Source organism: Pseudomonas sp. RW3S2 (assembly GCF_014268955.1).
Taxonomy (GTDB): domain Bacteria; phylum Pseudomonadota; class Gammaproteobacteria; order Pseudomonadales; family Pseudomonadaceae; genus Aquipseudomonas; species Aquipseudomonas wayambapalatensis.
The window spans coordinates 1-24,869 of sequence record NZ_JABWRM010000024.1; the positions used below are offsets into that span (position 1 = coordinate 1).

At 62.1% G+C, this 24,869-nt stretch carries 28 protein-coding genes and 1 tRNA gene; 12 read left to right on the forward strand and 17 right to left on the reverse strand.

The genetic code is table 11. The features are described from left to right. Positions 1–73 (reverse strand) — tRNA-Val (locus HU748_RS23960). Positions 74–277: 204 nt separating this feature from the next. On the opposite strand from HU748_RS23960, the gene HU748_RS23965 reads away from it, so the two are divergent. Beyond that, complete coding sequence (locus tag HU748_RS23965; protein ID WP_186669067.1) at positions 278–1,561, forward strand: FAD-binding oxidoreductase; 1,284 nt, start codon at positions 278–280, stop codon at positions 1,559–1,561. A gap of 99 nt (positions 1,562–1,660) precedes the next feature. Here the strand turns inward: HU748_RS23965 and HU748_RS23970 are convergent, their stop codons facing one another. Continuing rightward, the gene (locus tag HU748_RS23970) at positions 1,661–2,398 is read right to left on the reverse strand and encodes a peptidase C39 family protein (protein WP_186722223.1); all 738 of its coding nucleotides are present in this window, start codon (positions 2,396–2,398) and stop codon (positions 1,661–1,663) included. A 159-nt stretch (positions 2,399–2,557) separates the two neighbouring features. On the opposite strand from HU748_RS23970, the gene HU748_RS23975 reads away from it, so the two are divergent. Further along, positions 2,558–2,737 carry a hypothetical protein gene (locus HU748_RS23975; protein ID WP_186669065.1) on the forward strand — a complete coding sequence of 60 codons (180 nt, stop codon included), beginning with the start codon at positions 2,558–2,560 and terminating at the stop codon, positions 2,735–2,737. Between the two features lie 62 nt (positions 2,738–2,799). Here HU748_RS23975 and HU748_RS23980 read toward each other — a convergent pair whose 3' ends face one another. Then, positions 2,800–3,552, reverse strand: a complete 753-nt coding sequence (locus tag HU748_RS23980; protein WP_186669064.1) for a TerC family protein — start codon at positions 3,550–3,552, stop codon at positions 2,800–2,802. Positions 3,553–3,567: 15 nt separating this feature from the next. Continuing rightward, positions 3,568–3,807 carry a hypothetical protein gene (locus tag HU748_RS23985; protein ID WP_186669063.1) on the reverse strand — a complete coding sequence of 80 codons (240 nt, stop codon included), beginning with the start codon at positions 3,805–3,807 and terminating at the stop codon, positions 3,568–3,570. Positions 3,808–3,944: 137 nt separating this feature from the next. Between HU748_RS23985 and nhaR the strand changes: the two genes are divergently transcribed. The 3 genes from nhaR (at position 3,945) to HU748_RS24000 (ending at position 6,898) form a co-directional block, all read left to right on the forward strand. Further along, a complete protein-coding gene (nhaR, locus tag HU748_RS23990; protein WP_186722224.1) occupies positions 3,945–4,838 on the forward strand; it encodes a transcriptional activator NhaR in 894 nt (297 codons plus the stop codon). Between the two features lie 133 nt (positions 4,839–4,971). Continuing rightward, entirely contained in the window at positions 4,972–6,183 is a 1,212-nt protein-coding gene (sstT, locus tag HU748_RS23995) for a serine/threonine transporter SstT (RefSeq protein WP_186722226.1), read from the forward strand. Between the two features lie 67 nt (positions 6,184–6,250). Beyond that, positions 6,251–6,898: a DUF480 domain-containing protein gene (locus HU748_RS24000; protein WP_186722228.1), complete on the forward strand. Its 648-nt coding sequence runs from the start codon at positions 6,251–6,253 to the stop codon at positions 6,896–6,898. A gap of 1 nt (position 6,899) precedes the next feature. Here HU748_RS24000 and HU748_RS24005 read toward each other — a convergent pair whose 3' ends face one another. The 12 genes from HU748_RS24005 to HU748_RS24060 form a co-directional block, all read right to left on the reverse strand. Next, the gene (locus tag HU748_RS24005; RefSeq protein ID WP_186669057.1) at positions 6,900–7,091 is read right to left on the reverse strand and encodes a hypothetical protein; all 192 of its coding nucleotides are present in this window, start codon (positions 7,089–7,091) and stop codon (positions 6,900–6,902) included. Positions 7,092–7,272: 181 nt separating this feature from the next. Next, a complete protein-coding gene (gene ahpF, locus HU748_RS24010; protein WP_186722230.1) occupies positions 7,273–8,835 on the reverse strand; it encodes an alkyl hydroperoxide reductase subunit F in 1,563 nt (520 codons plus the stop codon). A gap of 125 nt (positions 8,836–8,960) precedes the next feature. Next, positions 8,961–9,524 (reverse strand): alkyl hydroperoxide reductase subunit C, encoded by a 564-nt coding sequence (gene ahpC, locus HU748_RS24015; protein WP_004375926.1) that lies wholly within the window; start codon positions 9,522–9,524, stop codon positions 8,961–8,963. 152 nt (positions 9,525–9,676) lie between these two features. Continuing rightward, entirely contained in the window at positions 9,677–12,136 is a 2,460-nt protein-coding gene (locus tag HU748_RS24020) for a fimbria/pilus outer membrane usher protein (protein ID WP_186722232.1), read from the reverse strand. Then, positions 12,133–12,885, reverse strand: coding sequence for a molecular chaperone (locus HU748_RS24025; protein ID WP_186722234.1), 753 nt, complete (start codon positions 12,883–12,885; stop codon positions 12,133–12,135). Before HU748_RS24025 ends, HU748_RS24020 begins: the two co-directional genes overlap by 4 nt. A 58-nt stretch (positions 12,886–12,943) precedes the next feature. Continuing rightward, on the reverse strand, positions 12,944–13,468 hold the full coding sequence (locus HU748_RS24030) for a fimbrial protein (RefSeq protein WP_186669050.1): 525 nt from the start codon (positions 13,466–13,468) through the stop codon (positions 12,944–12,946). Positions 13,469–13,690: 222 nt separating this feature from the next. After that, positions 13,691–15,046, reverse strand: coding sequence for a glutathione-disulfide reductase (gorA, locus tag HU748_RS24035; RefSeq protein WP_186711777.1), 1,356 nt, complete (start codon positions 15,044–15,046; stop codon positions 13,691–13,693). 101 nt (positions 15,047–15,147) lie between these two features. Next, entirely contained in the window at positions 15,148–15,987 is an 840-nt protein-coding gene (galU, locus tag HU748_RS24040) for a UTP--glucose-1-phosphate uridylyltransferase GalU (RefSeq protein ID WP_013973181.1), read from the reverse strand. Between the two features lie 48 nt (positions 15,988–16,035). Then, positions 16,036–17,397, reverse strand: a complete 1,362-nt coding sequence (locus tag HU748_RS24045) for a UDP-glucose/GDP-mannose dehydrogenase family protein (RefSeq protein ID WP_186722236.1) — start codon at positions 17,395–17,397, stop codon at positions 16,036–16,038. Positions 17,398–17,492: 95 nt separating this feature from the next. Then, the gene (locus tag HU748_RS24050; protein ID WP_186722238.1) at positions 17,493–18,404 is read right to left on the reverse strand and encodes a c-type cytochrome; all 912 of its coding nucleotides are present in this window, start codon (positions 18,402–18,404) and stop codon (positions 17,493–17,495) included. Next, entirely contained in the window at positions 18,401–19,051 is a 651-nt protein-coding gene (locus tag HU748_RS24055; protein ID WP_186722239.1) for a c-type cytochrome, read from the reverse strand. The genes HU748_RS24050 and HU748_RS24055 overlap by 4 nt, the downstream gene beginning before the upstream one ends. A 145-nt stretch (positions 19,052–19,196) precedes the next feature. Beyond that, positions 19,197–19,556 (reverse strand): hypothetical protein, encoded by a 360-nt coding sequence (locus HU748_RS24060; protein ID WP_186722240.1) that lies wholly within the window; start codon positions 19,554–19,556, stop codon positions 19,197–19,199. A 164-nt stretch (positions 19,557–19,720) separates the two neighbouring features. On the opposite strand from HU748_RS24060, the gene HU748_RS24065 reads away from it, so the two are divergent. The 7 genes from HU748_RS24065 to csrA all read left to right on the forward strand — a co-directional run bounded on the left by HU748_RS24065 (position 19,721) and on the right by csrA (position 24,433). Then, the gene (locus HU748_RS24065) at positions 19,721–20,023 is read left to right on the forward strand and encodes a DUF1883 domain-containing protein (protein WP_186669038.1); all 303 of its coding nucleotides are present in this window, start codon (positions 19,721–19,723) and stop codon (positions 20,021–20,023) included. An 8-nt stretch (positions 20,024–20,031) separates the two neighbouring features. After that, entirely contained in the window at positions 20,032–20,202 is a 171-nt protein-coding gene (locus HU748_RS24070) for a hypothetical protein (protein WP_172964765.1), read from the forward strand. Positions 20,203–20,369: 167 nt separating this feature from the next. After that, entirely contained in the window at positions 20,370–21,128 is a 759-nt protein-coding gene (gene modA, locus HU748_RS24075) for a molybdate ABC transporter substrate-binding protein (RefSeq protein ID WP_186669036.1), read from the forward strand. Continuing rightward, a complete protein-coding gene (modB, locus tag HU748_RS24080) occupies positions 21,128–21,808 on the forward strand; it encodes a molybdate ABC transporter permease subunit (RefSeq protein WP_063545336.1) in 681 nt (226 codons plus the stop codon). The genes modA and modB overlap by 1 nt, the downstream gene beginning before the upstream one ends. A 1-nt stretch (position 21,809) precedes the next feature. Next, positions 21,810–22,901: a molybdenum ABC transporter ATP-binding protein gene (gene modC / locus HU748_RS24085; RefSeq protein ID WP_186669034.1), complete on the forward strand. Its 1,092-nt coding sequence runs from the start codon at positions 21,810–21,812 to the stop codon at positions 22,899–22,901. A 56-nt stretch (positions 22,902–22,957) separates the two neighbouring features. Beyond that, entirely contained in the window at positions 22,958–23,971 is a 1,014-nt protein-coding gene (locus HU748_RS24090; RefSeq protein ID WP_186711583.1) for a DNA topoisomerase IB, read from the forward strand. A 264-nt stretch (positions 23,972–24,235) separates the two neighbouring features. Next, positions 24,236–24,433: a carbon storage regulator CsrA gene (gene csrA, locus HU748_RS24095; protein WP_186669031.1), complete on the forward strand. Its 198-nt coding sequence runs from the start codon at positions 24,236–24,238 to the stop codon at positions 24,431–24,433. 70 nt (positions 24,434–24,503) lie between these two features. Here csrA and HU748_RS24100 read toward each other — a convergent pair whose 3' ends face one another. Further along, positions 24,504–24,863 carry a response regulator gene (locus tag HU748_RS24100; RefSeq protein ID WP_186669030.1) on the reverse strand — a complete coding sequence of 120 codons (360 nt, stop codon included), beginning with the start codon at positions 24,861–24,863 and terminating at the stop codon, positions 24,504–24,506. Between the last annotated feature and the right edge of the window lie 6 nt (positions 24,864–24,869).

Sequence of the window (24,869 nt, forward strand, 5' to 3'; positions counted from 1 at the left end):
AGGCACAATTGGACTCGAACCAACGACCCCCACCATGTCAAGGTGGTGCTCTAACCAACTGAGCTATGTGCCTGTCGATGAGGGCGCATTCTACGCGCTAGAAAATCCCTGTCAACAGTTTTTTTCGAGCTAACCTACTGATTCTAAAAATATTTGCGCCCATGACTAGCAGACAACACCCCTGTAAAGGATTTTCACCATACGACTAGCGGGTGTTTATTATTATTGATAGCATCGGTACATTCGTTAAAAATATAAAACACGAGGTTTTCCGAGCATGGCTAACACCCCCTACCCCCAGTCCTACTACGCCGCCTCGGCCAACCCGGTGCCGCCACGTCCGGCGCTGCAGGGTGAGGTGGAGACCGATGTATGCATCATCGGTGCCGGCTACACCGGCCTTTCCAGCGCACTGTTCCTGCTGGAGAACGGCTTCAAGGTAACCGTCGTCGAAGCCGCCAAGGTCGGCTTCGGCGCATCGGGCCGCAATGGTGGGCAGATCGTCAACAGCTACAGCCGCGACATTGACGTCATCGAACGCACCGTCGGCCCCAAGCAGGCACAACTGCTGGGCGAGATGGCTTTCGAAGGCGGCCGTATCATCCGTGAGCGCGTGGCCAAGTACAACATCCAGTGCGACCTGAAGGACGGCGGCGTATTCGCGGCCCTGACCAGCAAGCAGATGGGCCACCTGGAGTCGCAGAAGCGCCTGTGGGAGCGCTTCGGCCACACCCAGCTGGAACTCATGGACCAGAAGCGCATCCGTGAAGTGGTCGCCTGCGACAGCTATATCGGCGGCATGCTCGACATGAGCGGCGGCCACATCCACCCGCTGAACCTTGCCCTGGGCGAGGCCGCTGCGGTCGAGTCGCTGGGCGGCGTCATCTATGAGCAGACCCCTGCCGTGCGCATCGAGCGTGGCGCCAACCCTGTGGTGCATACCCCACAGGGCAAAGTGCGCGCCAAGTTCATCATCGTCGCGGGCAACGCCTACCTGGGCAACCTGGTGCCGGAACTGGCCGCCAAGTCCATGCCTTGCGGCACCCAGGTGATCACCACCGAGCCACTGGGCGAGGAACTGGCCCGCACCCTGCTGCCGCAGGACTACTGCGTCGAGGACTGCAATTACCTGCTCGACTACTACCGCCTGACCAGCGACAAGCGCCTGATCTTCGGCGGCGGCGTGGTCTACGGCGCACGTGACCCGGCGAACATCGAGGCGATCATTCGTCCGAAGATGCTCAAGGCCTTCCCACAGCTCAAGGACGTGAAGATCGACTACGCCTGGACCGGCAACTTCCTGCTGACCCTATCGCGTCTGCCGCAGGTCGGTCGTATCGGCGACAACATCTACTACTCCCAGGGTTGCTCGGGTCATGGCGTGACCTACACCCACCTGGCGGGCAAGGTTCTGGCCGAAGCACTGCGTGGCCAGGCCGAGCGTTTCGACGCCTTCGCCGGCCTGCCGCACTATCCGTTCCCGGGTGGTCAGTTGCTGCGTGTGCCGTTCAGCGCCATTGGTGCGTGGTACTACAGCCTGCGGGATCGCCTGGGGTTCTGATGTAGCACCGGATTGTTCATTTCGCGGGCAAGCCCGCTTCCACAAGCGTGCATCTGTGGGAGCGGGTTAACCCGCGAAATGTAATCAGTACCGCCGCAGCTACTGCCCGAGGCTACGCAGCGCCTGCTTAGCGGCAATCTCCTGGCCATCGCGCGCCAGCTCGTCGGCAGCCTTCATCCAGCGCTGGCGGTCGACCTGGGCCGGCAGGCGCTGCGGCGGTTGCACCAGCACCGCCCAACTCCCCTCCTTGGCCCAGGCGCTCTCGAAGGTATCGAAATCCAGCAGATGCCGCCGCGCCATCCCTGAACGCAGCAATACACGCTGCTTGTAACGGTCGTAGCCGATCAGCACCGCATAGCGTGGCTCGCCCCACAGCGCCGAACCATCGTGATAGCGCAACAACACCGGATGACCGGCCGCCACTTGGGTGAGCAAGGCATCCAGGCGCTTGTCCAGCGGATAGACCACCATGCCGTACTCGCGGGCCACCCGGGGAATGCCGGTTTCCAGCGACGCCGCGCCCTGCGGCAGATTCAGCGATTTGTCCAGCAGGCCAGGCGTGATCGGCGCGCCCTGCTGCGAAAGCACGGCCGCCAGAGCCATCGAACCACTCAGATTGGCATTACCGCGATAGAACGGCACGCTGCTGATCTCGACCCGCTGCGGCAGTTTGTCGAGCGCCGCCGGTGGAGAACCGGCGCAACCGGCAAGGCTGGCGACCACCAGGCAGGCCGCCAGCAGGCGGCGCGGGCTCAGGGAGGTGAAGAAATGCTGCGACATGGACACTCGCTTGTTTCGACGCCCGGCAGACAGCGCCCGGCACTGGGCTCCGATCATAGGCGCCTGCGCGGCCCAGGTATAGCCCGCTTCGGGCTTGGAACGAAATGGCCCAAGCAATAGACCTTCGGTCAATGGAACGTCACACGCGTGCGGCTAGACTAAGAAAGTGTCTGGAGGGAACAGCCCACAGTTGTCCCGAGAGAAGGAGGCACGCACATGAGCCTGACAATGGCAATCTTCATGCTGGTCGCGATGTGGTTGAGCGTCGCCGCCGCCATGCTCTGGGGGGTACTGCGCATCGCTCGACGCCATGCCCGACCGCATCACACCCAAGCCGCCACCGCGCCCAAGCCTCAGCCGCTGCATCGCACCCGCCGGCACGCCGGGGCACATTGACCTGATCCGCGAAAGAACAAGGGGCTGCCTGGCAGCCCCTTCTCTTATGCGTCAGCCCGGTGTCAGCCTTCAGCCGCCTCGCGCTTCAGGCGTGCCCGGCGAACCATGATGTTGAGGATCTCGATCACCGTGGAGAAGGCCATCGCTGCGTACACGTAGCCTTTCGGTACATGGGCGCCGAAACCTTCGGCGATCAGCGTCATGCCGATCATGATCAGGAAGCCCAGCGCCAGCATCACCACGGTAGGGTTGTCGTTGATGAACTTGGCCAGCGGGTCGGCGGCCACCAACATCACGATCACTGCACTGATCACAGCGATGATCATGATCGGCAGGTGCTCGGTCATGCCCACGGCGGTGATGATGCTGTCTACCGAGAAGACGATGTCGAGCAACAGGATCTGGCCGATCGCCGCAGCAAAGCCGAGGGTCACGGTGGTGCCGGCCTTGGATTCTTCCTTCGCACCATGCGGATCGACGCTTTCGTGAATCTCCTTGGTTGCCTTCCACAACAGGAACAGGCCACCGGCGATCAGGATCATGTCCTTCCAGGAGAAGGCGTGGCCGAATACCTCGATCACCGGCTCCGTCAACTGGACGATCCAGGCCACCGTCGAGAGCAGTGCCAGGCGCATGATCAACGCCATGCTGATACCGATCCGTCGAGCCTTGGAGCGGTAGGCCTCAGGCAGCTTGTTGGTGAGAATCGAGATGAAGATCAGGTTGTCGATACCCAACACGATTTCCATTGCCACCAGTGTGGCCAGGGCGACCCAGGCGGTGGGGCTCGCAGCAAGTTCCAGCAAGTATTCCATTTAGTGTTCCTTCGCTCAGATGTCCTGGGTGTCGTTCTTGTCTTGCTTGCTCTCGGTTTTTGGCTCGCTGCCACCGAGGGTTTCGTTCAAGGCTTGCTGGGCGGCTTCGTTGGTCTTGTCGATCGCCTGCTTGGCCGACTCGGCGGCCTGGTTCAGCACCTGCTGGGCCGACTTCTCGGCCTGGTCGCAACCCGCCGTGGCCAAGAGCGCCAGCACCAGTACCAACGGGGTGCCGATGGATTTCAGTTGTAGCATAAGGTCCTCGCTTATCGATATTCGGCTGGCGCACGCAGCGCGCCTGATGGAGTCGAATTCTAGAGAGACCGATAGTTCAGGAAAATTCGTATTTTCAGCGGTTATACTTCGGTTTTTACGAATCGAGTCATCTCTCCATGCTCAACTACCGTCAGCTTCACTATTTCTGGGTAGTGGCCCGCACTGGCAGCATCACCCGCGCCAGCGAGCAATTGAACCTCACGCCTCAGACCATCAGCGGGCAGATCAGCCTGCTGGAACAGACCTACAACCTGGAGCTGTTCCAACGCGTCGGTCGACAGTTGGAACTGACCGAAACCGGCCGCCAGACCCTCGCCTATGCCGAGCAGATGTTCCAGATCGGCAGCGAACTCGAGACCCTGTTGCGGGCCGGCCCCCAGGAACAGATCCTGTTCCGCGTAGGGGTCGCGGACGTGGTGCCCAAGTCCATCGTCTATCGTTTGCTGGCACCGACCATGGAGCTTGATGAAGTACTGCGCATCAACTGCCGTGAAGACAAGCTGGAGCGCCTGCTCGCGGACCTGGCGATCCAGCGCCTTGACCTGGTGATCTCCGACAGCCCCATGCCCAGCCATCTGGACATCAAGGGGTACAGCCAGAAACTGGGTGAGTGCGGCCTGAGCTTTTTCGCCACCGCAGCCCTTGCCACTCGGCTGAAGCAGCCCTTCCCCGGCTGCCTCGACGACGCACCGCTACTGATCCCCGGACAGGAAACGGTAGTGCGCAGCCGCCTGTTGCGCTGGCTGGCCGAGCAGCAGGTGCAACCGCGCATCGTCGGTGAATTCGACGACAGCGCCTTGATGCAGGCATTCGGACAATCGGGGAGCGGCATCTTCGTGGCGCCCAGCGTGATCGCCGATGAGGTGTGTCGGCAGTACGGCGTGGAACTGATCGGACAGACCGAGGCGGTGCATGAGTCGTTCTATGCGATCTCTGTGGAGCGCAAGGTGAAGCATCCGGGGATCGTGGCGATTACCGAAGGCGCGCGCAGGGAGCTGTTCAACTGGTGAGTCCATACTGGCCCTTATCGGGCCAATAGCACTGCCATCCCTAGCGTAAATGCGGGAAACAATACCGTCAGCCATGTATTACAGCTCCTGTGCTACAGTCCGCGGTTCGTTCAAACCCGAGACCCCGCTGCACATGACCCCTGTTTTTCGCCTTCTCAGCCGCACCAGCCTGGTGACCCAGATCATCATTGGCCTGGCTGCCGGTATCGCCCTGGCGCTGGTCGCCCCGAGCCTGGCCCTGGATCTTGCATTCCTCGGCAAGGTGTTCGTCTCGGCCCTCAAGGCCGTGGCACCGATCCTGGTGTTCGTGTTGGTGATTGCCTCCATCGCCAACCATCAACAAGGTCAGCAGATCCATATCCGCCCTATCCTCTGGCTCTACCTGCTGAGCACTTTCGGTGCCGCCGTGGTCGCCGTGGTAGCGAGCATGGCCTTCCCTTCGACTCTGATACTGAACCCACACGAAGCAACGCTGAGCGCCCCCGGCGGCATCACCGAAGTGCTGCAGGGCCTGCTCCTGAGCGCGGTGGACAATCCAGTGAGTGCCCTGGTCAATGCCAACTTCATCGGCATCCTGACCTGGGCCATCGGCCTGGGCATAGTGCTGCGCAAGGCCGGCAAGGCAACCCGCGGAGTGATCGACGACCTGTCCAAAGGCATCACGCAGCTGGTTCGCGTGGTGATTCGCTTCGCTCCACTGGGGATCTTCGGCCTGGTCAGCTCGACCCTGGCCGAGGCGGGCCTGGATGCCCTGCTCGGCTACCTGCATCTGCTGGGGGTGCTGATCGGTTGCATGCTGTTCGTAGCATTGGTGATGAACCCGTTGATCGTGTTCTGGAAGATTCGCCGCAACCCTTACCCCCTGACCCTCCTGTGCCTGCGTGAAAGCGGTATCACCGCATTCTTCACCCGCAGCTCGGCAGCGAACATTCCGGTAAACCTGGCATTGTCGGAGCGACTGGGCCTGCATGAAGACACCTACTCAGTGTCGATCCCGCTGGGTGCGACCATCAACATGGCCGGGGCCGCGATCACCATTACCGTGCTGACCCTGGCGGCGGTGCATACCCTGGGGATCGCCATCGACCTGCCGACCGCAGTGCTGCTCAGCGTGGTGGCTGCGGTCTGTGCCTGCGGCGCCTCGGGCGTGGCCGGCGGGTCGCTACTGTTGATTCCTCTGGCTTGCAGCCTGTTCGGCATTCCTAGCGAGATTGCCATGCAGGTGGTTGCCGTCGGCTTCATCATCGGTGTGTTGCAGGACTCGGCGGAAACCGCGCTCAATTCATCGACCGACGTACTGTTCACTGCGGCTGCGTGCGAGGCCATGGAGCGGCGTACTGCCTGAGCCGCAATTGCTTAAGCCAGACGCAAGGCCTAGGCTAATGGCCTTTTCCTAGTAACGAGACAGGGCCATGTCAGAACACGAAACCGCAGGCGAAGGCCGCTTCAACAGTATCGAGGTCCGTATCCTCGGCGCGCTGATCGAAAAGCAGGCCACCAGCCCGGAAAGCTACCCACTGACACTCAATGCGCTGGTCCTGGCCTGCAACCAGAAGACCAGCCGGGAGCCGGTGATGAACCTCTCCCCCGGTCAGGTCGGCCAGGCCCTGCGTGCGCTCGAAGGCCAGGACATGGCCCGCCTGCAGATGGGTAGCCGCGCCGACCGCTGGGAACATCGGGTAGACAAGGCGCTGGAACTGGTACCGGCGCAGTTGGTACTGATGGGGCTGATGTTCCTGCGGGGCCCACAGACCCTCAACGAACTGCTGACACGCAGCAACCGTCTGCACGAATTCGAAGACGTCGATCAGGTCCAGCATCAGCTGGAGCGCCTGGTTTCGCGCGGGCTGGCCTTGCATCTACCGCGTCAGGCAGGCCAGCGCGAGGACCGCTACACCCATGCCTTGGGCGATCCGGCCGAGATCGAAGCGATTCTTGCCGCGCGTCAGCAGGACAGCGGGCCACGCAGTGGTGCAGGCAGCGTTTCGGAGGATCGAATCGAAGCGCTGGAAGCGCGGATCTCGGCACTGGAGGCGCGGCTGGCTCAGCTCGAGGGCTGAGTCAGGTCTGGTCGGGCTCGGGGAAGTTACGGCAGCTCTTGCGCTCGGCCAGTTCCTGGTCGCTGGGGCGCTGGTCGACGAACACGGTACGACCGTCGGGGTAGATTTCCAGGTAGCCCCAGTGCAGATCCTGCTCCTGTTGGCCAGGCTTGGGTGGCACCAACCACCAGGGTTCTCGACTGATCGGGGTCATGGCGCGATTCCTGAGAGCGTCTTCTTCAAGCATAGACACCCTCAGAGAATGCTTTGTTTCTGCGGGCCTCATCGCGGGACAAGCCCGCTCCCTCCGGTAACAGCTTCAAGAGCTGTGCGCTACACCGGTGGGAGCGGCGGTTCGGCGCCCCGACTTGTCCCGCGATGAGGCCCGCGCTGACTTACGCCGGCGCCGAAGTCCGGATCAGGTGATCAAAGGCCGCCAGCGAAGCTTTGGCGCCCTCGCCCACGGCGATGACGATCTGCTTGTATGGCACCGTGGTCACGTCACCGGCCGCGAACACACCAGCGATGCTGGTCTGGCCCTTGGCGTCGACGATGATCTCGCCACGCGGCGACAGCTCGACCGTGCCCTTGAGCCAATCAGTGTTCGGCAGCAGGCCGATCTGCACGAAGATACCTTCGAGCGCCAGCTCATGGATCTCGTTGCTGGTCCGGTCCTCGTAGCGCAGACCGGTAACCTTCTCGCCATTACCCAGCACTTCCTTGGTCAGGGCGCTGGTGATCACCTTGACGTTCGGCAGGCTGTGCAGCTTGCGCTGCAGCACCGCATCGGCACGCAACTGGCTGTCGAACTCGATCAGCGTCACCTGAGCGACGATACCGGCCAGGTCGATGGCCGCTTCCACGCCAGAGTTGCCACCACCGATCACCGCCACGCGCTTGCCCTTGAACAGTGGGCCATCACAGTGCGGGCAGTAGGCCACACCACGGGCGCGGTATTCCTGCTCACCGGGGACATTCATCTCGCGCCAGCGGGCACCGGTGGCGAGGATCACGGTCTTGGCCTTGAGCGATGCACCGCTGGCCAGGCGTACTTCATGCAAGCCGCCCTCGGTGGCCGGGACCAACGCTTCACCGCGCTGCAGATTCATGATGTCGACGTCGTACTGCTTGACGTGCTCTTCAAGCGCACTGGCCAGCTTCGGCCCTTCGGTCTCCTGCACGGAGATGAAGTTCTCGATCGCCAGGGTATCAAGCACCTGGCCGCCAAAACGCTCAGCGGCAACACCGGTACGAATGCCTTTGCGCGCAGCGTAGATGGCCGCCGCAGCGCCAGCAGGACCACCGCCGACCACCAGCACGTCGAAAGCGTCCTTGGCATTGATCTTTTCCGCCTGGCGGCTGCCGGCACTGGTGTCGATCTTGCCGAGAATCTCCTCCAGGCCCATGCGGCCCTGGCCGAACACTTCACCGTTCAGGTAGATGCTCGGTACCGCCATGATCTTGCGCGATTCGACTTCATCCTGGAACAGCGCACCATCGATGGCGACGTGACGAATATTGGGGTTGAGCACCGCCATCAGGTTCAGGGCCTGGACCACGTCGGGACAGTTCTGGCAAGACAGCGAGAAGTAAGTCTCGAAGCTGAACTCGCCTTCCAGGGCCTGGATCTGCTCGATCACTTCGGCGCTGGCCTTGGAGGGGTGGCCACCGACCTGCAGCAACGCCAGTACCAGGGAGGTAAATTCATGGCCCATGGGGATGCCGGCGAAACGCAGGCTGATATCGCCCCCGGGACGGTTGAGCGAGAACGAGGGGCGACGGGCATCGCTGCCGTCCTCGCGCAGGGTAATGAGGCTCGACAGGGCGGCGATTTCAACCAGCAGGTCGTGCATTTCACGGGACTTCGCGCCGTCGTCGAGAGAAGCAACGATCTCGATCGGCTGGGTGACCCGCTCCAGGTAGGTTTTCAGTTGCGATTTAAGCGTGGCGTCCAACATACGGGGCGATTCCTTTTTTAAAACTCGGATACAAAAACGCCCAGGCGAGGTCGCCCGGGCGTTTGACGGGGCAGTGAGTACTTCAGCTTTGGCGGCTGCTCACCGCCCGCGATTGATGCATGCCCTTAGATCTTGCCGACCAGGTCCAGCGATGGCGCCAGAGTGGCCTCGCCTTCTTTCCACTTGGCCGGGCAAACTTCGCCTGGGTGAGCGGCAACGTACTGGGCAGCCTTGACCTTGCGCAGCAGCTCGGCGGCATCGCGGCCTACGCCACCGTCGTTCAGTTCGACGATCTTGATCTGACCTTCCGGGTTGATCACGAAGGTGCCGCGATCAGCCAGACCGGCTTCCTCGATCAGCACGTCGAAGTTGCGCGAGATGACGTGGGTCGGGTCACCGATCAGCGGGTATTGGATCTTGCCGATGGTGTCCGAAGTGTCGTGCCAGGCTTTGTGGGTGAAGTGGGTGTCGGTGGACACGCCGTAGATTTCGACGCCCAGCTTCTGGAACTCGGCGTAGTTGTCAGCGAGGTCACCCAGTTCGGTCGGGCAGACGAAAGTGAAGTCGGCCGGGTAGAAGAACACGACGGACCATTTGCCTTTCAGGTCGGCTTCGCTTACCTGAACGAACTCGCCTTTGTGGTAGGCAGTGGCGTTGAACGGTTTGACCTGGCTGTTGATGATTGGCATCAGAAACGCTCCTTCGAGGGTTAGTTAACTTGGGGTGGGTAACTTTCGATGGAGTAATCCTATCCAATGACCTCGACAATGGCTCATTGGTAAACCTCATGTTGGTGATTGGTTTTGGCTATAAGCTGCGCAGCCGATAGATTTTTTCATTCCTATGCTTCTTCGTCCTGCGAGGCGACACAAGCTGATGCGGCTCCATCTGCATAATCCAGCCAGCACGATGTATCGGCACGCGTGCCCCAGGAGACCTTCACCCGCCCCTGGCCAGCGGCTGAGCGAAGATGCAGGCGGCTGCCCTGCCCGACCATGCCCACTTCCTCTCCCTGAACATCGAATATCTGGGCACCGAAGGGCAGCGTCTGCCCTTGACCGCCTCGAGCCTCGATTAACAGCAGCTTTCCGCTGCGCGTCGGATAATGCAACAGCGTCGCCGCACCGGCCCGGGGCACCACCGACTGACCGCTGATCTGCAGCTCCACATCCTGCGACATGCCCTTGGGGTCGATGTCGACGGTATTCACGCTGTAGGGGCTCAACGAGGGGACGACCGCAAAGCCCTGGGCATTCAACCGTACACTCGGGTGCTGCTGAATACGCGCCGCTTCGGCGAAGGGGGCATGAACGATGGCGAAACTCTCGCCCAACGGTTGCGCCAACAGCACGCCCCCCGGATGACCGACCACCGAGCCGCGCGCGCCGATTGCAAGCTGACGGGACTCCTGGCGTTGGGCCACAGCCCCGCTCAGCTCCCCACTCGAGCTGCGATGCACCAGGTTCGCGTCAAACCCTGCGCCACCTTGCACTCCCTCCTGGTACACACTGGACAGGCCATAACCCCACTGCCCATCCTCGCCGGCCGTTGCGCTCCAGCGCACATTCGTCGTTGCCCTGCCTTCGGAGTCGCGGTTCATGCTGGTGCTCAGCGAACCGCGACGCTGTACCCCCAACGGCAGGCTGGCCGTCAGTGTCAAAGTGCTCACTGCCTGTCCGTTGCCACGATACTCGCGCCCAAGTGTTACGCCGTAGGAAAGCGAGCGCAGATTGTTGTAGTACCCCACGTTGTACTCACGGTTGCCCACCGCAGATCCCCACTGCTCGCCAGCGCTGGCCCTAAGGCTAAGACGACCGGTCCCGGGCAGCCGCTGCTGAAGTGCCATCGCCGCCCGCCAGCGCTGAGGCGAACGCGGATTGATGCGCTGAGTTTGCTGACTGATGCGGGCGAACTCGTCAAAGCTGTAGTAGTCAGCGTCGTTACGATGGGTAAGGCTGGCACTCAGGTCGGTGCCCGTCGTTTCCACCCGCTGGCGCCAACTGAAGCGCAGCGCCTGCCCCTGCGCGGAGCGGCCCTGGCCAAGCGATGCCTGGGCATGATATCCGGTCACTCCAAAGGCGCCGAAGCGGCTGTTGATCGCGCCACCCATGGCGCTGGCCAGATAGTCCTCTGCCAGCCAGACGCCTCCATGCACGCTGAAGGTGTTGTCCAACCCTTGTTGCCAGCTGCCTTGCACATGGCCTGGGCCAGGACGACCAAGGTCGTCGCGCCACACCCCTGCACTGAGGTCAAAGCGACTCGCCCCTTCTCGTAAGGCCAGTGGTGCGGCTTGATAGGGCAAGGTAAAGCGACGCACGCTGCCGTCGGCCTCCTCCAGGGTGACCTCCAGATCGTCATTGAGCCCGCTGGCATACAGGTCGTCGATCTCGAACGGCCCCGGCGGCACCGTCGACTCATGCAGCAGCGCCCCTCGCTGGCGAATGCTCAACAACGCAGTGCTGTTGGCGACACCTCTGACCACCGGTGCGAAACCGCGCTGGGACCTGGGCAACATGCGCTCATCGGTGGACAGCTGTACCCCGCGAAAAGCGCTGCTGTCGAAGACATCGCCAGTTGCATGCCCATCACCCAGGGTAAGCTGGGCCGCCCATGAAGGCAGGTCCCGCCGCACCGACGTCGCGCCGGCCTGATAGCGAACCGCCCGCTCATCACTTATCTGCGCGCTGCCTTCGTGGCGCCAATACCATTGCCCGGTGTTCAAACCGGCGCGCACGCCCAGAAACCCTTGCCGACGCTGGCCGCCTCGCCGGAGGTCTTGGTATTCATAGGCATTCAGTCGGTAATCGACAAAACCCGCGGTGACACCCGAATCCCAGGTTTGCGGCGGCAAATGATCCTGAGGCTGGCGACGCAAGGCAGACTGGGCAATCTCCAGGTGCAGTTGCAAAGCGCCGAAATCCAGGTTTTCGCTGGCAGTCATCTGCAACTGCGCCAAGCTCAGGCAACTGCCGGGCTCGGCCAGTCGCTCACGCACGTCCTTCGCCAGCCCCTCCATGTTCAACCCCAACCCTTCGAGTAACGACGAGTCGTAACAGGGTACAGCCTGGCCGGACGTGCCAAAGGTGCGCAAGGAAACCGCACGGCGTCCTACCCATTGCTGGTTGAGAACGACGTCCAGGGTATAGTTGCCTTCAGGGACAGCGTCGATGACTTGATAACGCCCCAGATCGACCGTGCTTCCTTGACGCAGCAACCCTGGGTCGAACTCCACGGCACTGACGAGTTCGGCGTGTGCACCGGCCATCCCCAATGCAACCCACCACCATCGAACAGCGATCATGGGACTAACGGACCATTGAAGGGTTGCACGACGGAAGTGGCCTTCTGCAAGGCGCCATAGTCGTCCAGATATTGATAGCGCACTTCGGAAACCGGCCCCAACCCCGATGGTGCCACTTGCAAAGCGAAACGCGCGCTATCACGAGGTGGAATGTGCCCAACCTCCGCCGCCAAGGTCGAGTCCGGGCGGGCAACTTCGAGCACGGCCAGGTTGACGTGGTACTGGGTAGGATTGTCAGCCTGCAAAGCCCAGCCTTGCGCGTCCTTGACCAGTCGCCAGGTCACCTGTGCATGGGCTTGTTCAGCCTTGCCTGCCAACCCTTGTGGCCGATAGAACAGTTTGATTCGGGTGCGCAGGGAGATCTGCAGGCTGTTACCGCCACCACCCTTTGGGGGAACGTCCAGCACATTCAACCAGTAGAGGCTCTCCCGATCCTCAGGCATGCGGCGTCCGTCGTGGAACAACCTCAGGCTCTGACGCTTGCCCGGATCGAGTCGAAACAGTGGTGGTGTCAGGCTGAACGGCCCTTGCAGCTCGCCCTCTGGGTCCTCTGGGCCTCCCTCGTCGACCCAGACCTGTACCAACGACGGATGACGCCCCTCGTTGCTCAACCTGACAGTGACTTCGGGACTCTCGGCGGGATAGATAACTCGCGTGGTGGCAATCACCACGCTGGCACTTGCCGGCGCGCACACGAAACACGCAGCCAGCAGCGCTGCGCACCCCAAGGTGCTCAGTGAAAGCTTCATGACGATTTACTCGAAAGGAAAAGGAACCGCCCCGTACAGGGCGGCTTTTCATAACGGCTTAGAGGTAGTCCAGCGAGTAGCGGACTTTGGAGCTGACGAGGCCTGGGGTGGTGTTCCCAGTCGAGTAGTACTGAGCGTAGTAGCGCAGCGTGGCGTTACCGTCGACGATGGTTACGGTCTGGGAGTTCTGGGAACCCTTGGCTGCCGCCAGGTTGATGGGCCTCTTGGCACTGTTGAGCAGTTCCAGCTCGACATTGCGGCTGCCACCCTCATCGACGATCAGGCGCCCGGCATCACCGATGCTTGGACCTGGCTCGAAGAAGGTCGAAACGCTGCCTACATGGGTGCAGTTGCTCAGGTGCAGCTGGAACGGAGTTTCACCCGCTACGTCACCAGGGCGAACCAATCTCGAAGCATTGACATCCGGCAGAGTGACGGGCAGATTGCCATCACCACCATTGACGACGCAGGTCGGCGCCAGTACACGTCCCTGGAACGTGATTTCACCGTGGTCGGCGTGGGCGACACCCGCCATCAGCAACGAGCCACAGAGCCCGAACACAACCTTAGAAGTTTTGCTCATATTCTTCTTCCTTCAAACCAGCGGTCAGGCACATGCCTGACCGGTGCCGTAGAACGGCACGGCCACAGTATTGTCACGGGGGGGTACTGCGACACTGTCGGAAATAAAGGATCAAATACCGGATTCAGGTATCACAAGCGTAGGATTTGATTCCTAAGTTTGAATGAAACATCGCTGGGCTAGGCAATGCCAAACCCAGCAGATGCCGGTGCTGCCTGAGTGTCAGCGCGTTGCGGTGCGCATCGTGACGAACTCTTCGGCCGCTGTGGGGTGTACACCAATGGTTTCGTCGAATTGCTGCTTGGTGGCGCCAGCCTTGAGCGCAATGCCCAGCCCCTGGATGATCTCGCCCGCGTCCGGCCCGACCATATGGCAACCCAGGACCTTGTCGGTCTCGGCGTCGACCACCAGCTTCATCAGGGTCTTTTCCTGCAGGTCGGTCAGCGTCAGCTTCATGGCGCGGAAGCGGCTCTCGAAAACCTGCACCTTGTGCCCGGCTGCCAGCGCTTGCTCCTCGGTCAGGCCCACGGTCCCGATCGGTGGCTGGCTGAACACCGCCGTTGGAATGTTCTGGTAGTCCACCGCACGATACTGGTCAGGCTTGAACAGATGACGGGCCACCGCCATGCCTTCGGCAAGGGCGACCGGAGTAAGCTGCACCCGACCGATCACATCCCCCAGGGCGAACACCGAAGGTTCGGTGGTACGGTACAGGTCGTCGACCCGGATATAACCGCGCTCATCAAGCTCCACAGCGGTATTTTCCAGCCCCAGATTGTCGAGCATCGGACGGCGACCGGTGGCGTAGAACACACAGTCGGCCACAAGCTCCCGACCATCCTTAAGGGTAGCCTTCAGACTGCCATCGGCCTGTTGGTCGATGCGCTGGATATCAGCATTGAACTGCAGGTCCAGGCCGCGTTTTTCCAGCTCTTCCTTCAGGTGCTTGCGCACTGACCCATCGAAGCCGCGCAGAAACAGGTCACCGCGGTAAAGCAAGGTGGTGTCGGCGCCCAGGCCCTGGAAGATGCCGGCGAACTCGACGGCGATGTAGCCTCCACCCACCACCAGCACCCGACGTGGCAGCTGCTTGAGGTAGAACGCCTCGTTCGAGGTGATCGCCAATTCCTTGCCCGGGATGTCAGGCACCTGTGGCCAGCCGCCTGTGGCGATGAGGATGTTCGCCGCGCTGTAGCGCTGACCTTCGACCTCCACCTCATGGGCACCGGTCATGCGTGCATGGCCTTGCAGCAAGGTAACGCCGCTGTTGACCAGCAGGTTGCGGTAGATGCCGTTGAGGCGCTCGATCTCACGGTTCTTGTTGGCGATCAGGGTGCCCCAGTCGAAATGACCTTCTTCGAGAGTCCAGCCGTAACCGGCCGCCTGCTCCAGCTCATCGCTGACATGTGCACCGTACACCAGCAACTTCTTCGGCACACAGCCGACGTTGACACAGGTGCCCCCCAGGTAGCGACTCTCGGCTACCGCCACCTTCGCGCCGAAACCCGCTGCGAAGCGCGCCGCACGCACACCGCCGGAACCGGCACCAATCACGAACAGATCAAAATCGTAGGCCACTTTCCAGACTCCACAAAAAAAGCCACCCGAGGGTGGCTCTTTTCGTGACGCGCTGCAAGCGCCAGACAACAAGAAAATGGCGCTGCAGCGCAGGCTCGGACTCAGTAGGCCTTGCCAGTCTTGTAGTAGTTCTCGAAGCAGAAGTTGGTGGCGTCGATATAGCCTTCGGCGCCGCCGCAGTCGAAACGCTTGCCCTTGAACTTGTACGCGATGACACAGCCGTTCTGTGCCTGCTGCATCAGCGCGTCGGTGATCTGGATCTCCCCACCCTTGCCCGGCTCGGTGTTGGCGATGATATCGAAGATATCCGGGGTCAGGATGTAGCGGCCAATGATCGCCAGGTTCGATGGCGCATCTTCAGGCTTGGGCTTCTCGACCATGTTGGTCACGCGGAAGATGTCGTCGCGGATCATGTCGCCAGCAATCACGCCGTACTTGTTGGTTTCCTGCGGATCGACTTCCTGGATGGCGACGATCGAGCAGCGGAACTGGTTGTACAGCTTGACCATCTGCGTCAGTACACCGTCACCTTCAGGGTTGACGCACAGGTCGTCCGCCAGGACCACGGCGAACGGCTCATCGCCGATCAGAGGACGACCGGTGAGGATGGCGTGGCCCAGGCCCTTCATTTCGGTCTGGCGGGTGTAGGAGAACGAGCACTCGTCGAGCAGACGACGGATACCGACCAGGTATTTTTCCTTGTCGGTGCCCTTGATCTGATTTTCCAGCTCATAGCTGATGTCGAAATGGTCTTCCAGCGCGCGCTTGCCGCGCCCGGTGACGATGGAGATCTCGTTCAGACCGGCGTCCAAGGCCTCTTCAACGCCATACTGGATCAGTGGCTTGTTCACCACCGGCAGCATTTCCTTGGGCATGGCTTTGGTAGCGGGCAGGAAGCGGGTGCCGTAACCGGCTGCCGGGAACAAGCATTTTTTGATCATATACATCCTTAAACAAGGGCTGGGCCTGTGGTATTCGGCGCAGTCTAATCAGGCGGCAGTCACCTTACAATGCCCCACCTGCGGCCGACCGATGCCATGATAGAGATAACCCAGTGTAGATAGTTCCGACGGATCGTAAATATTACGCCCGTCGAACAGTACCGGCATACGCATCAGGCCCCTGATCCGACGAAAATCTGGCTGGCGGAACTGCTTCCATTCGGTCACCAGAACCAGTGCATCCGCGCCCTCCACGCAAGCATAGGGATCATCGCCCAACTGCAATTGACCACTGGCCAGCGCCTGCGGATAAGCCGCCGCCGCCCCTGCCAGCGCGGCCGGGTCACAGGCCCGGACCCGTGCCCCGGCTGCCAGCAGGGCGTCGAGCAGCACCAGGCTGGGTGCTTCGCGCAGGTCATCGGTGCCAGGCTTGAACGCCAAGCCCCACAACGCCACACTGCGCCCGCGCAAGCTGCTGCCGAAGTACTGCTGCAGCGCCTGGAACAACAAGGTCTTCTGCTGCGCGTTGCGCGCCTGGACCGCACGCAGGATCGCCGGCTGGTAGCCGTGCTGCTCGGCCGTATGGATCAGCGCACGCACATCCTTTGGAAAGCATGAACCGCCATAGCCGCAGCCCGCGTAGATGAAATCGCTGCCGATGCGCCGGTCGCTGCCGATCCCGCGACGTACCTGCTCGATATCCACGTCCAGCTCGGCACACAGGCCCGCCAGTTCGTTGACGAAGGAAATCTTGGTGGCCAGGAAGGCGTTGGCAGCATACTTGCTGAATTCGGCGGCACGCGGGCTCATGACCAGCACGCGCTCCCGATTACGCACAAAGGGCGCGTACAGGCGCTGCAAGCATTGAGTGGCGGCATCACTGTCGGTGCCGATGATGATGCGCTGGGGACGCATGAAGTCCTCGACGGCGCTGCCCTCCTTGAGAAACTCCGGATTGCTCGCCACCGACACCGTGAAACTGGCCCCTCGCTCGCGCAGGCCACTGTTGACCTGGCGCGCGACCCGCTCGGCCGTTCCCACCGGCACGGTCGACTTGTTCACCACCAGGCATGGGCGCATCATGTGCCGCCCAAGGCTGTCGGCCACCGCCAGCACGTGCTGCAGGTCCGCCGAGCCGTCTTCATGGCTGGGCGTGCCCACGGCGATGAACACCACATCGACCCGCGCCACCGCATGATCCCAGTGCTCGGTGAAACTCAACAGGCCACTGTGCAGGCCCTCCTGCACGAGCGTAGCAAGCCCGGGCTCGTAGATCGGGCACTGCCCCTGACGCAACTGGGCCAGGCGCGCGCGATCATGCTCCAGACAGACCACGCGATTGCCCATTTGCGCAAAACAGGCCGCCGTGACCAGCCCCACATACCCCGCCCCGATCACACAGAGTTCCATGGCCGCACTCCTTCAGGAAGATGCGACATTGCAACCTGCAGGCGATTGCAGGGCAGTGACAGCGGCACGGCGGGAATATGACAGGTGCGCGGTGTTCAGCCGCCCGTGCCCTGCCCGATCAATACACCCTCGACCTTTTGCCCATAGAGGTTGACGCCGTCGTTGGCATGAAACTTCACCCGGGTCTTCTCGATGGAGCCCTCCACCAGACGCGGATCCTGCGGGCGCTCATGGCGATTGATCCATGCCGCGACGTCCCACGCCTGCTGGTCACTCAGGCTGCCCGGCTTGCCCAGCGGCATGTTGTGCTTGATGAAGGACGCGGCGGTGTTGATCCGGTGCATCCCGGCCCCCCAGTTGTAGGCATCACGTCCCCACAACGGCGGCATGACGTATTCACCCGCGACCTTCTGCCCCTCGCCCTTGCCACCGTGGCAGATCGCACATTGCTCGCTGTACACCTGTTCGCCGCGCTTGAAGTCATAGCCGTCCTTGGGTTGCGGCACCTCCGGATAACCACGACCGGGCGTCTCCACACCGGTGCGGGTGCCGGTCGCCAGCCAGTAGCTATAGACGCTGAGCGCGGTCATCTGCGGGCTGTCGGCGGCCGGCGGCTTGCCGTTCATGCTGAACTGAAAACAGCCCTGGATACGTTCGGCGTAAGTGTTGACCTTGTCGTTTTTCTTGCGATAGGCGGGATACATCGGATAAGCGCCCCACAGCGGCGCGGAGTGAGCCATGCGACCCTGGTCGAGGTGGCAGTTGCTGCAGTTCATGCCATTGCCGACAGCCTCAGGCATCAAGCGGCGGGTATCGACGAACAACGCATGCCCCTGGCGGACCATCTGGCCGAACGCGTTGTCCGGCAACTCGCTTTCTGCGGGCGGCACGAATACCGGCGTGGCCTGGCTGTCGGGCACCTTGAGCTGCGACTGGTCTGGCATGGCGATCTCCGCCGCCTGGACGACGCCTGCGCTGAGCCACAATGCTGCGATCAGGGCTTTCATGGCGCGACCTCCTGGTGGGCGGCGTGGGCGAAGTAGTCGGCGATTGCCGTCACCTCGGCATCGGCCATGGCCTTGGCCACACCGACCATCAGTTGGTTGGGGTCATTGCGCCTGCTGCCGTCGCGCCAGGCATTGAGCTGTGCAACCAGATAAGCCGCCGGCTGTCCGGCCAGCGGTGGAAAGTGCTCGCCAACTCCCGCACCACCTGGGCCATGGCACTGCACACAACCAGGAATCTCCCGATTCCAGTCGCCATACAAGGCCAGGCGCTCGGTTGGATTGCTGGCTATTTGCTGACGGCGCACCCCCGTAACCGGGTCGGAAGGCTGAGTGGACAGCCAAGCGCTGACCGCACGAATTTCCTCGTCGCTCAGCGCCTTGGCCAGCGGCTCCATGACCGGCTGCTTGCGGCTGCCCGAACGAAAGTCATCGAGTTGCTTGCTCAGGTACCCGGCAGACAAGCCGGACAGGCGGGGAAAACCGGCGGCGGCGATACCCTTGCCGTCCGGGCCGTGGCAACCAAGGCAGGCCATTGCGGCAGGATTCTGCCCGCCCTGGGTGAAGATTTTCTGGCCATCGACGGCATGCGCCGCGGGCCAGGCCAGGATCAGCAGGCTGCCGATCATGACGCGACTCATCGGGTTCATCAGGGACACTCCATTTCCTTGTTATAAGCTTAGTCTTAAAAGACATAAGGAAATGGATACTAGTCCGGATAGGTAAACCGGAACAATGTCCCTACAAGTCACAAGGCCTTGATTGCCCGCCTAACGAGGTATTGCTTGCGCTGGATCAAGAACCGGAGATGCACTGGGTGGCTGCGCTGCGCACATCACCCAGGCGCAGAGGGAAGTTGTTCAACCGTTCATGCAGCTTGATGGCGCTACCGCTGCCACGCTTGTCGATATCGACGAGGGCTGCCGGGCCGACACCGGCACTGAGCTTCTGCGGCACGATCAGACGCAGACCTTCACCACGTGACTCTTCCACCAGCGGATCACGGCTGTCGCCCAGCTTCTGCTTGACGCAATCGGCATACTCACGCGGCGTCTTGCCGGAGATCACGTCCAGCGTCTCTCGCGACTGCTCCAGCTCCGAGACGCTGACGCAACCACCCAGTACCAGCGTCACCGCCGCCATCACCCACTTCATTCGTTGCACCTCTGCCAATCAAAGAAATCGTTCGACAACGTCCGGGCGGTTTTGCTCCCTGCTTTGGCAGATTTCTCCCTGGCCCGGCCGTCCAGCCCGCCAGTGTACCCTGACATCGTGGTATCTTGGGCGTTTGCAGAAATCCCAACCTCGCGGAGCCCCACATGAAATTCGTCCACCAGCGCGAGCACCTCAACGAGGACGACATCGTCGTTATCGAGTGCTCTCAGCGCTGCAACATCCGCCTGATGAACGACGCCAACTTCCGCAGTTTCAAGAACGGCGGCCGCCACACCTACCACGGCGGTCTGTTCGAGCGCTTCCCGGCGAAAATCACCGTCCCCAGCACCGGCTTCTGGAACATCACGCTCGATACCGTGACCACGCGCCCGATCTCGGTGACGCGCAAGCCAAGCTTCACCCACAAGATCAAGATCATCCGTCGCTCGTCGTCGAAACTCGGATAAGCCCTGCCATGACCCAGAACCTCAAATACGTGATCAAGTACAAGCTCGATGGCCAACGCCGCTGGGACTTTGCCGTGATGCCCGATGCCTCTCAGGAGCAAGCCCTGGAGGCGTTGCGCAAGATCCATGGCGAAGACGCCGAGAAAATCAGCGACATTCAGGTCAGCAAGGCGCTGTAACCCAACGGCTACACCGCTCAGGGCGCGCTCGCCGCCCTGTACGCCTGCACCGTTGAAACAGGCTTGGCGCGTCGATAGCACCCTGCCATGATTTCACCTCTTCCCGGCGAACGACTTATCGCTATATATTTCGCAATATAACGATAAGCCTCCGAGGAGTCGTCTTCATGCGTATTCGCCTGTCCCACCTGGCCGCCACCGCCCTGGCCAGCCTGATTTCACTCAATAGCGCCTGGGCCGATGAAGTTCAGGTCGCCGTGGCGGCCAACTTTACCGCGCCGATCCAGGCGATCGCCAAGGACTTCGAGAAAGACACCGGGCACAAGTTGGTTGCAGCCTTTGGCGCCACTGGACAGTTCTACGCACAGATCAAGAACGGCGCGCCGTTCGAAGTGTTCCTCGCCGCCGACGACAGCACGCCTGCCAAGCTTGAGCAGGAAAAGGAAATCGTCGAAGGCTCGCGCTTCACCTACGCCATCGGTACCCTCGCCCTGTGGTCCGCCAAGCCCGGTTATGTCGACGACAAGGGTGAAGTACTGAAGAAGAACGACTTCAAGCACCTGTCCATCGCCAACCCCAAGGCCGCCCCCTATGGCCTGGCCGCCACCCAGGTGCTGGACAAGCTCAAGCTGACTGACGCCACCAAGGGCAAGATCGTCGAAGGCCAGAACATCACCCAGGCCTTCCAGTTCGTCTCCACCGGCAACGCCGAGCTTGGTTTCGTCGCCCTGTCGCAGATCTACAAGGATGGCAAGGTCGAGAACGGTTCGGCGTGGATCGTCCCGTCCAGCCTGCACGAGCCGATCCGCCAGGACGCCGTCATTCTCAACAAGGGCAAGGACAATCCGGCGGCCAAGGCCTTGGTCGAGTACCTCAAGGGCCCGAAAGCCGCTGCGGTGATCAAGTCGTACGGCTATGAAATCTGATGCCACTCGACGCCAGTGACCTGGGGGCAATATGGCTGACCGTCAAACTGGCCAGCCTGACCACACTGATCCTGCTGGTGGTGGGCACGCCCATTGCCTGGTGGCTGGCCCGCACCCGCTCATGGCTGCGCGGGCCCGTCGGGGCAGTCGTGGCGCTGCCCCTGGTGCTGCCACCGACAGTGATCGGTTTCTACTTGCTGATCGCGCTCGGCCCCCACGGCTGGCTTGGTCAGGCCACGCAGGCGCTGGGGCTGGGCACCGTGGTGTTCAGCTTTACCGGGCTGGTGATCGGCTCGGTGGTGTACTCGATGCCCTTCGTGGTCCAGCCACTGCAGAACGCCTTCAGCGCCATCGGCCAGCGCCCGCTGGAAGTGGCCGCAACGCTGCGGGCCAGCCCTTGGGATACCTTCATCCACGTGGTGCTGCCACTGGCCCGGCCCGGCTTCATCACTGCCAGCATCCTCGGCTTCGCCCACACCGTCGGCGAGTTCGGTGTAGTGCTGATGATCGGTGGCAACATTCCCGACAAGACCCGCGTGGTTTCGGTACAGATCTTCGATCACGTCGAAGCCATGGCCTATTCGCAAGCGCACTGGCTGGCCGGTGCGATGCTGGTGTTCTCCTTCCTGGTGCTGCTGATGCTCTATGCTGGCCGCCGTGGCAAGGCTGGCTGGAGCTGAGATGAGTTCACGCATGCACGCGCGCCTGAAACTGGCACGCGACGACTTCACCCTGGACGTCGACCTCGACCTGCCGGGCCGCGGGATCAGCGCACTGTTCGGCCATTCGGGCTCAGGCAAGACCTCCTGCCTGCGCTGCCTGGCCGGCCTGGAACGCGCCAGCGAGGCCTACATCGAGATCAACGGCGAGGTGTGGGAAGACAGTCTTAATGGCACCTTCCTCGCCCCGCATCGACGCCCGGTAGGCTATGTGTTCCAGGAGTCCAGCCTGTTTGCGCACCTCTCGGTGCGCGGTAACCTGGAATTCGGCTGGCGACGGGTCTCGGCCAGCGAACGCAAGGTCGGACTGGACCAGGCCTGCCAGTTGCTGGGGATCGGGCACCTGCTCGAACGCAAGCCCATCACTCTCTCCGGCGGCGAAGCGCAGCGTGTCGGCATCGCCCGCGCCCTGCTCAGCAGCCCCCGACTGCTGCTGATGGACGAGCCCCTGGCCGCCCTCGACGGCCCGCGCAAGCGCGAGATTCTGCCCTACCTCGAACGCCTGCACGACGAACTCGACATCCCCGTGGTGTACGTCAGCCACTCCCAGGACGAGGTCGCACGCCTGGCCGATCACCTGGTGCTGCTGGAGCAGGGCAAGGTCATGGCCAGCGGTCCGATCGGCCAGACGCTTGCGCGCCTCGACCTCTCGCTGGCGCAGAGCGAGGAAGCGGGCGTGGTGCTCGAAGGTGTGGTGATCGGCCACCAGCCCGACTACGAACTGTTCGACCTGCGCCTGCCGGGCAGCGACGGTGCGCTGCTGCGCATCGCCCATCCCGCCCTGCATGTCGGCAGCACCCTGCGCCTCAAGGTCCAGGCCCGCGACGTCAGCCTCACCCTCACCCACGACGGCACCTCGAGCATCCTCAACCGCTTGCCGGTGACCGTGCGCGAATGCCGCCCGGCCGACAACCCGGCGCACGTGCTGGTCAGCCTCGACGCTGCCGGCAGCGCCTTGCTCGCGCGCATCACCCGGTACTCGGCAGACCAGCTCGGACTGCAGCCGGGCCAGGCGTTATGGGCGCAGATCAAATCGGTGGCACTGTTGGCCTGAGCAACTCAGGCGCTGCCGTTGTCCACCGATAAGACAACTGGTCGATGGACTGCGCCATGCCCGAGATCACCCTGCCCCGCACCCTGCACTATGTCGACGACACCCAACCTGGCCTGAGCCGACGCCTTTGGCGCGGACGCTTCATCTACCTGACCCCTGATGGCACGCGGGTGCGCGACGCGAATACGCTGGAACGCATTGCCGCACTGGTCATCCCGCCCGCCTACACCGATGTGTGGATCTGCCTCGACCCGCAGGGCCACCTGCAAGCCACCGGTCGCGACGCCCGTGGGCGCAAGCAGTACCGCTACCACGCCGAGTGGCGCACACTACGCGACGAGCACAAGTACGGGCGCATGCTGGCCTTCGCGCAGGCGTTGCCAAGGCTGCGCCAACACCTGGACCAGCACCTGGCACGCCCCGGGATGGACCGGGAAAAGGTCATGGCACTGGTGGTCAGCCTGCTCGACAACACCCTGATCCGCATCGGCAACCGTCAATACCTGCGCGACAACCAGTCCTACGGACTGACCACCCTGCACAACCGGCATGTCGAGGTCAGGGGCAGCACCATTCGCTTCCAGTTTCGCGGCAAACGCGGCGTCGAGCACAGCATCACCGTGCGCGACCGGCGCCTGGCGCAACTGCTCAAGCGCTGCATGGAGTTGCCTGGCCAGGAACTCTTCCAATACCTGGATGAGGACGGCCAGCGCCATCGCATCGGCTCCAGTGACATCAACCTGTTCCTCCAGCAACTGACAGGTGCCGACTTCACCGCCAAGGACTACCGTACCTGGGGCGGCAGCGCCTTGGCCCTGAGCCTGCTGCGCCCGCTGGCCTGGGAGCCGGAGGCCGAGGCCAGGCGCCAGGTCGCGGCCATCGTCCGCGAGGTGGCCACGCGTCTTGGCAATACGCCGGCGGTGTGCCGACGCTGCTACATCCATCCAGCGCTGCTCGAGCACTTCCACCTGGGCCGTCTCGCCGAACTTCCGCGAGCCCGGGCACGCAAGGGCCTGGAACAGGAAGAGGTGGCCTTGCTACGTTTTCTGCAGGCACTGGAAGCGCTCTGAAGTTTCATTGACCAGGGCTATTTACAACATAAAGCAGAGAAATTTCCCATATTCGCTCCAGCCCCCTATCCTTGCCACCGAGCACCTTCGCCGATTGACCTGACCCGGTTGATTTCGGCACCTGCAACTGAAGACCGCCAACAGATTTTGTCCGCTCAGGAATTAATATCTTCCGAAAGCGTCTTTAATTAGAAGGAAGAGGGACAGGCTCCCACCGCTGCGGCACATGGCCCAACGGATTTCTACATCACCAAGGAGAACTAAATGCTGATACTCACCCGCAAGGTTGGCGAAAGCATCGTCATCAACGATGACATCAAAGTCACCATTCTGGGCGTCAAGGGGATGCAAGTGAGGATCGGCATCGATGCGCCAAAGGATGTCCAGGTCCATCGTGAAGAGATTTTCAAGCGCATTCAGGCCGGCAACCCCGCCCCGGAGAAAGCCGACGACCAACACTGACCACCCTCGCCTCAAGCCGCACGGACGCGCTTGATAATCCGGCACGTCCCAGCGGGATACCGCCTGCATTTCAGGTATGGAGCAGCTCGCGTACCTTGGCGATCATTCTGTCCATGTCGAACGGCTTGTCGAACACCGCCTCGAACAACCCCGGGCTGTCGCGCCCTTGGCTGGCCTGCGCGCCACTCATGAGAATGACCGGCAGGTCGACCAGCTCCAGTTCGTCGCGGATCGCCCGCGCCAACTCCTCGCCATTGAGCACCGGCATCATGTAGTCGGTGATCACCAGGTCCACCCGCTTGTCCCTCAGGGCCTCGAGCGCCTTGCGCCCGTTGCTGGCCTTTTCTACCAGAAACCCCTCATCCTCCAGGGCGAATCCGAGGATGTCGGCGATCAGGTATTCGTCATCGACGATCAGGATGGTATTCATTGCACG

Excerpts from the sequence above, each read along its gene's own strand:
- HU748_RS23965 (WP_186669067.1), top strand. The coding sequence starts at position 278 with ATGGCTAACACCCCCTACCCCCAGTCCTACTACGCCGCCTCGGCCAAC.
- HU748_RS23970 (WP_186722223.1), bottom strand. The coding sequence starts at position 2,398 with ATGATCGGAGCCCAGTGCCGGGCGCTGTCTGCCGGGCGTCGAAACAAG.
- HU748_RS23975 (WP_186669065.1), top strand. The coding sequence starts at position 2,558 with ATGAGCCTGACAATGGCAATCTTCATGCTGGTCGCGATGTGGTTGAGC.
- HU748_RS23980 (WP_186669064.1), bottom strand. The coding sequence starts at position 3,552 with ATGGAATACTTGCTGGAACTTGCTGCGAGCCCCACCGCCTGGGTCGCC.
- HU748_RS23985 (WP_186669063.1), bottom strand. The coding sequence starts at position 3,807 with ATGCTACAACTGAAATCCATCGGCACCCCGTTGGTACTGGTGCTGGCG.
- nhaR (WP_186722224.1), top strand. The coding sequence starts at position 3,945 with ATGCTCAACTACCGTCAGCTTCACTATTTCTGGGTAGTGGCCCGCACT.
- sstT (WP_186722226.1), top strand. The coding sequence starts at position 4,972 with ATGACCCCTGTTTTTCGCCTTCTCAGCCGCACCAGCCTGGTGACCCAG.
- HU748_RS24000 (WP_186722228.1), top strand. The coding sequence starts at position 6,251 with ATGTCAGAACACGAAACCGCAGGCGAAGGCCGCTTCAACAGTATCGAG.
- HU748_RS24005 (WP_186669057.1), bottom strand. The coding sequence starts at position 7,091 with ATGACCCCGATCAGTCGAGAACCCTGGTGGTTGGTGCCACCCAAGCCT.
- ahpF (WP_186722230.1), bottom strand. The coding sequence starts at position 8,835 with ATGTTGGACGCCACGCTTAAATCGCAACTGAAAACCTACCTGGAGCGG.
- ahpC (WP_004375926.1), bottom strand. The coding sequence starts at position 9,524 with ATGCCAATCATCAACAGCCAGGTCAAACCGTTCAACGCCACTGCCTAC.
- HU748_RS24020 (WP_186722232.1), bottom strand. The coding sequence starts at position 12,136 with ATGATCGCTGTTCGATGGTGGTGGGTTGCATTGGGGATGGCCGGTGCA.
- HU748_RS24025 (WP_186722234.1), bottom strand. The coding sequence starts at position 12,885 with ATGAAGCTTTCACTGAGCACCTTGGGGTGCGCAGCGCTGCTGGCTGCG.
- HU748_RS24030 (WP_186669050.1), bottom strand. The coding sequence starts at position 13,468 with ATGAGCAAAACTTCTAAGGTTGTGTTCGGGCTCTGTGGCTCGTTGCTG.
- galU (WP_013973181.1), bottom strand. The coding sequence starts at position 15,987 with ATGATCAAAAAATGCTTGTTCCCGGCAGCCGGTTACGGCACCCGCTTC.
- HU748_RS24045 (WP_186722236.1), bottom strand. The coding sequence starts at position 17,397 with ATGGAACTCTGTGTGATCGGGGCGGGGTATGTGGGGCTGGTCACGGCG.
- HU748_RS24050 (WP_186722238.1), bottom strand. The coding sequence starts at position 18,404 with ATGAAAGCCCTGATCGCAGCATTGTGGCTCAGCGCAGGCGTCGTCCAG.
- HU748_RS24055 (WP_186722239.1), bottom strand. The coding sequence starts at position 19,051 with ATGAACCCGATGAGTCGCGTCATGATCGGCAGCCTGCTGATCCTGGCC.
- HU748_RS24060 (WP_186722240.1), bottom strand. The coding sequence starts at position 19,556 with ATGAAGTGGGTGATGGCGGCGGTGACGCTGGTACTGGGTGGTTGCGTC.
- HU748_RS24065 (WP_186669038.1), top strand. The coding sequence starts at position 19,721 with ATGAAATTCGTCCACCAGCGCGAGCACCTCAACGAGGACGACATCGTC.
- HU748_RS24070 (WP_172964765.1), top strand. The coding sequence starts at position 20,032 with ATGACCCAGAACCTCAAATACGTGATCAAGTACAAGCTCGATGGCCAA.
- modA (WP_186669036.1), top strand. The coding sequence starts at position 20,370 with ATGCGTATTCGCCTGTCCCACCTGGCCGCCACCGCCCTGGCCAGCCTG.
- modB (WP_063545336.1), top strand. The coding sequence starts at position 21,128 with ATGCCACTCGACGCCAGTGACCTGGGGGCAATATGGCTGACCGTCAAA.
- modC (WP_186669034.1), top strand. The coding sequence starts at position 21,810 with ATGAGTTCACGCATGCACGCGCGCCTGAAACTGGCACGCGACGACTTC.
- HU748_RS24090 (WP_186711583.1), top strand. The coding sequence starts at position 22,958 with ATGCCCGAGATCACCCTGCCCCGCACCCTGCACTATGTCGACGACACC.
- csrA (WP_186669031.1), top strand. The coding sequence starts at position 24,236 with ATGCTGATACTCACCCGCAAGGTTGGCGAAAGCATCGTCATCAACGAT.
- HU748_RS24100 (WP_186669030.1), bottom strand. The coding sequence starts at position 24,863 with ATGAATACCATCCTGATCGTCGATGACGAATACCTGATCGCCGACATC.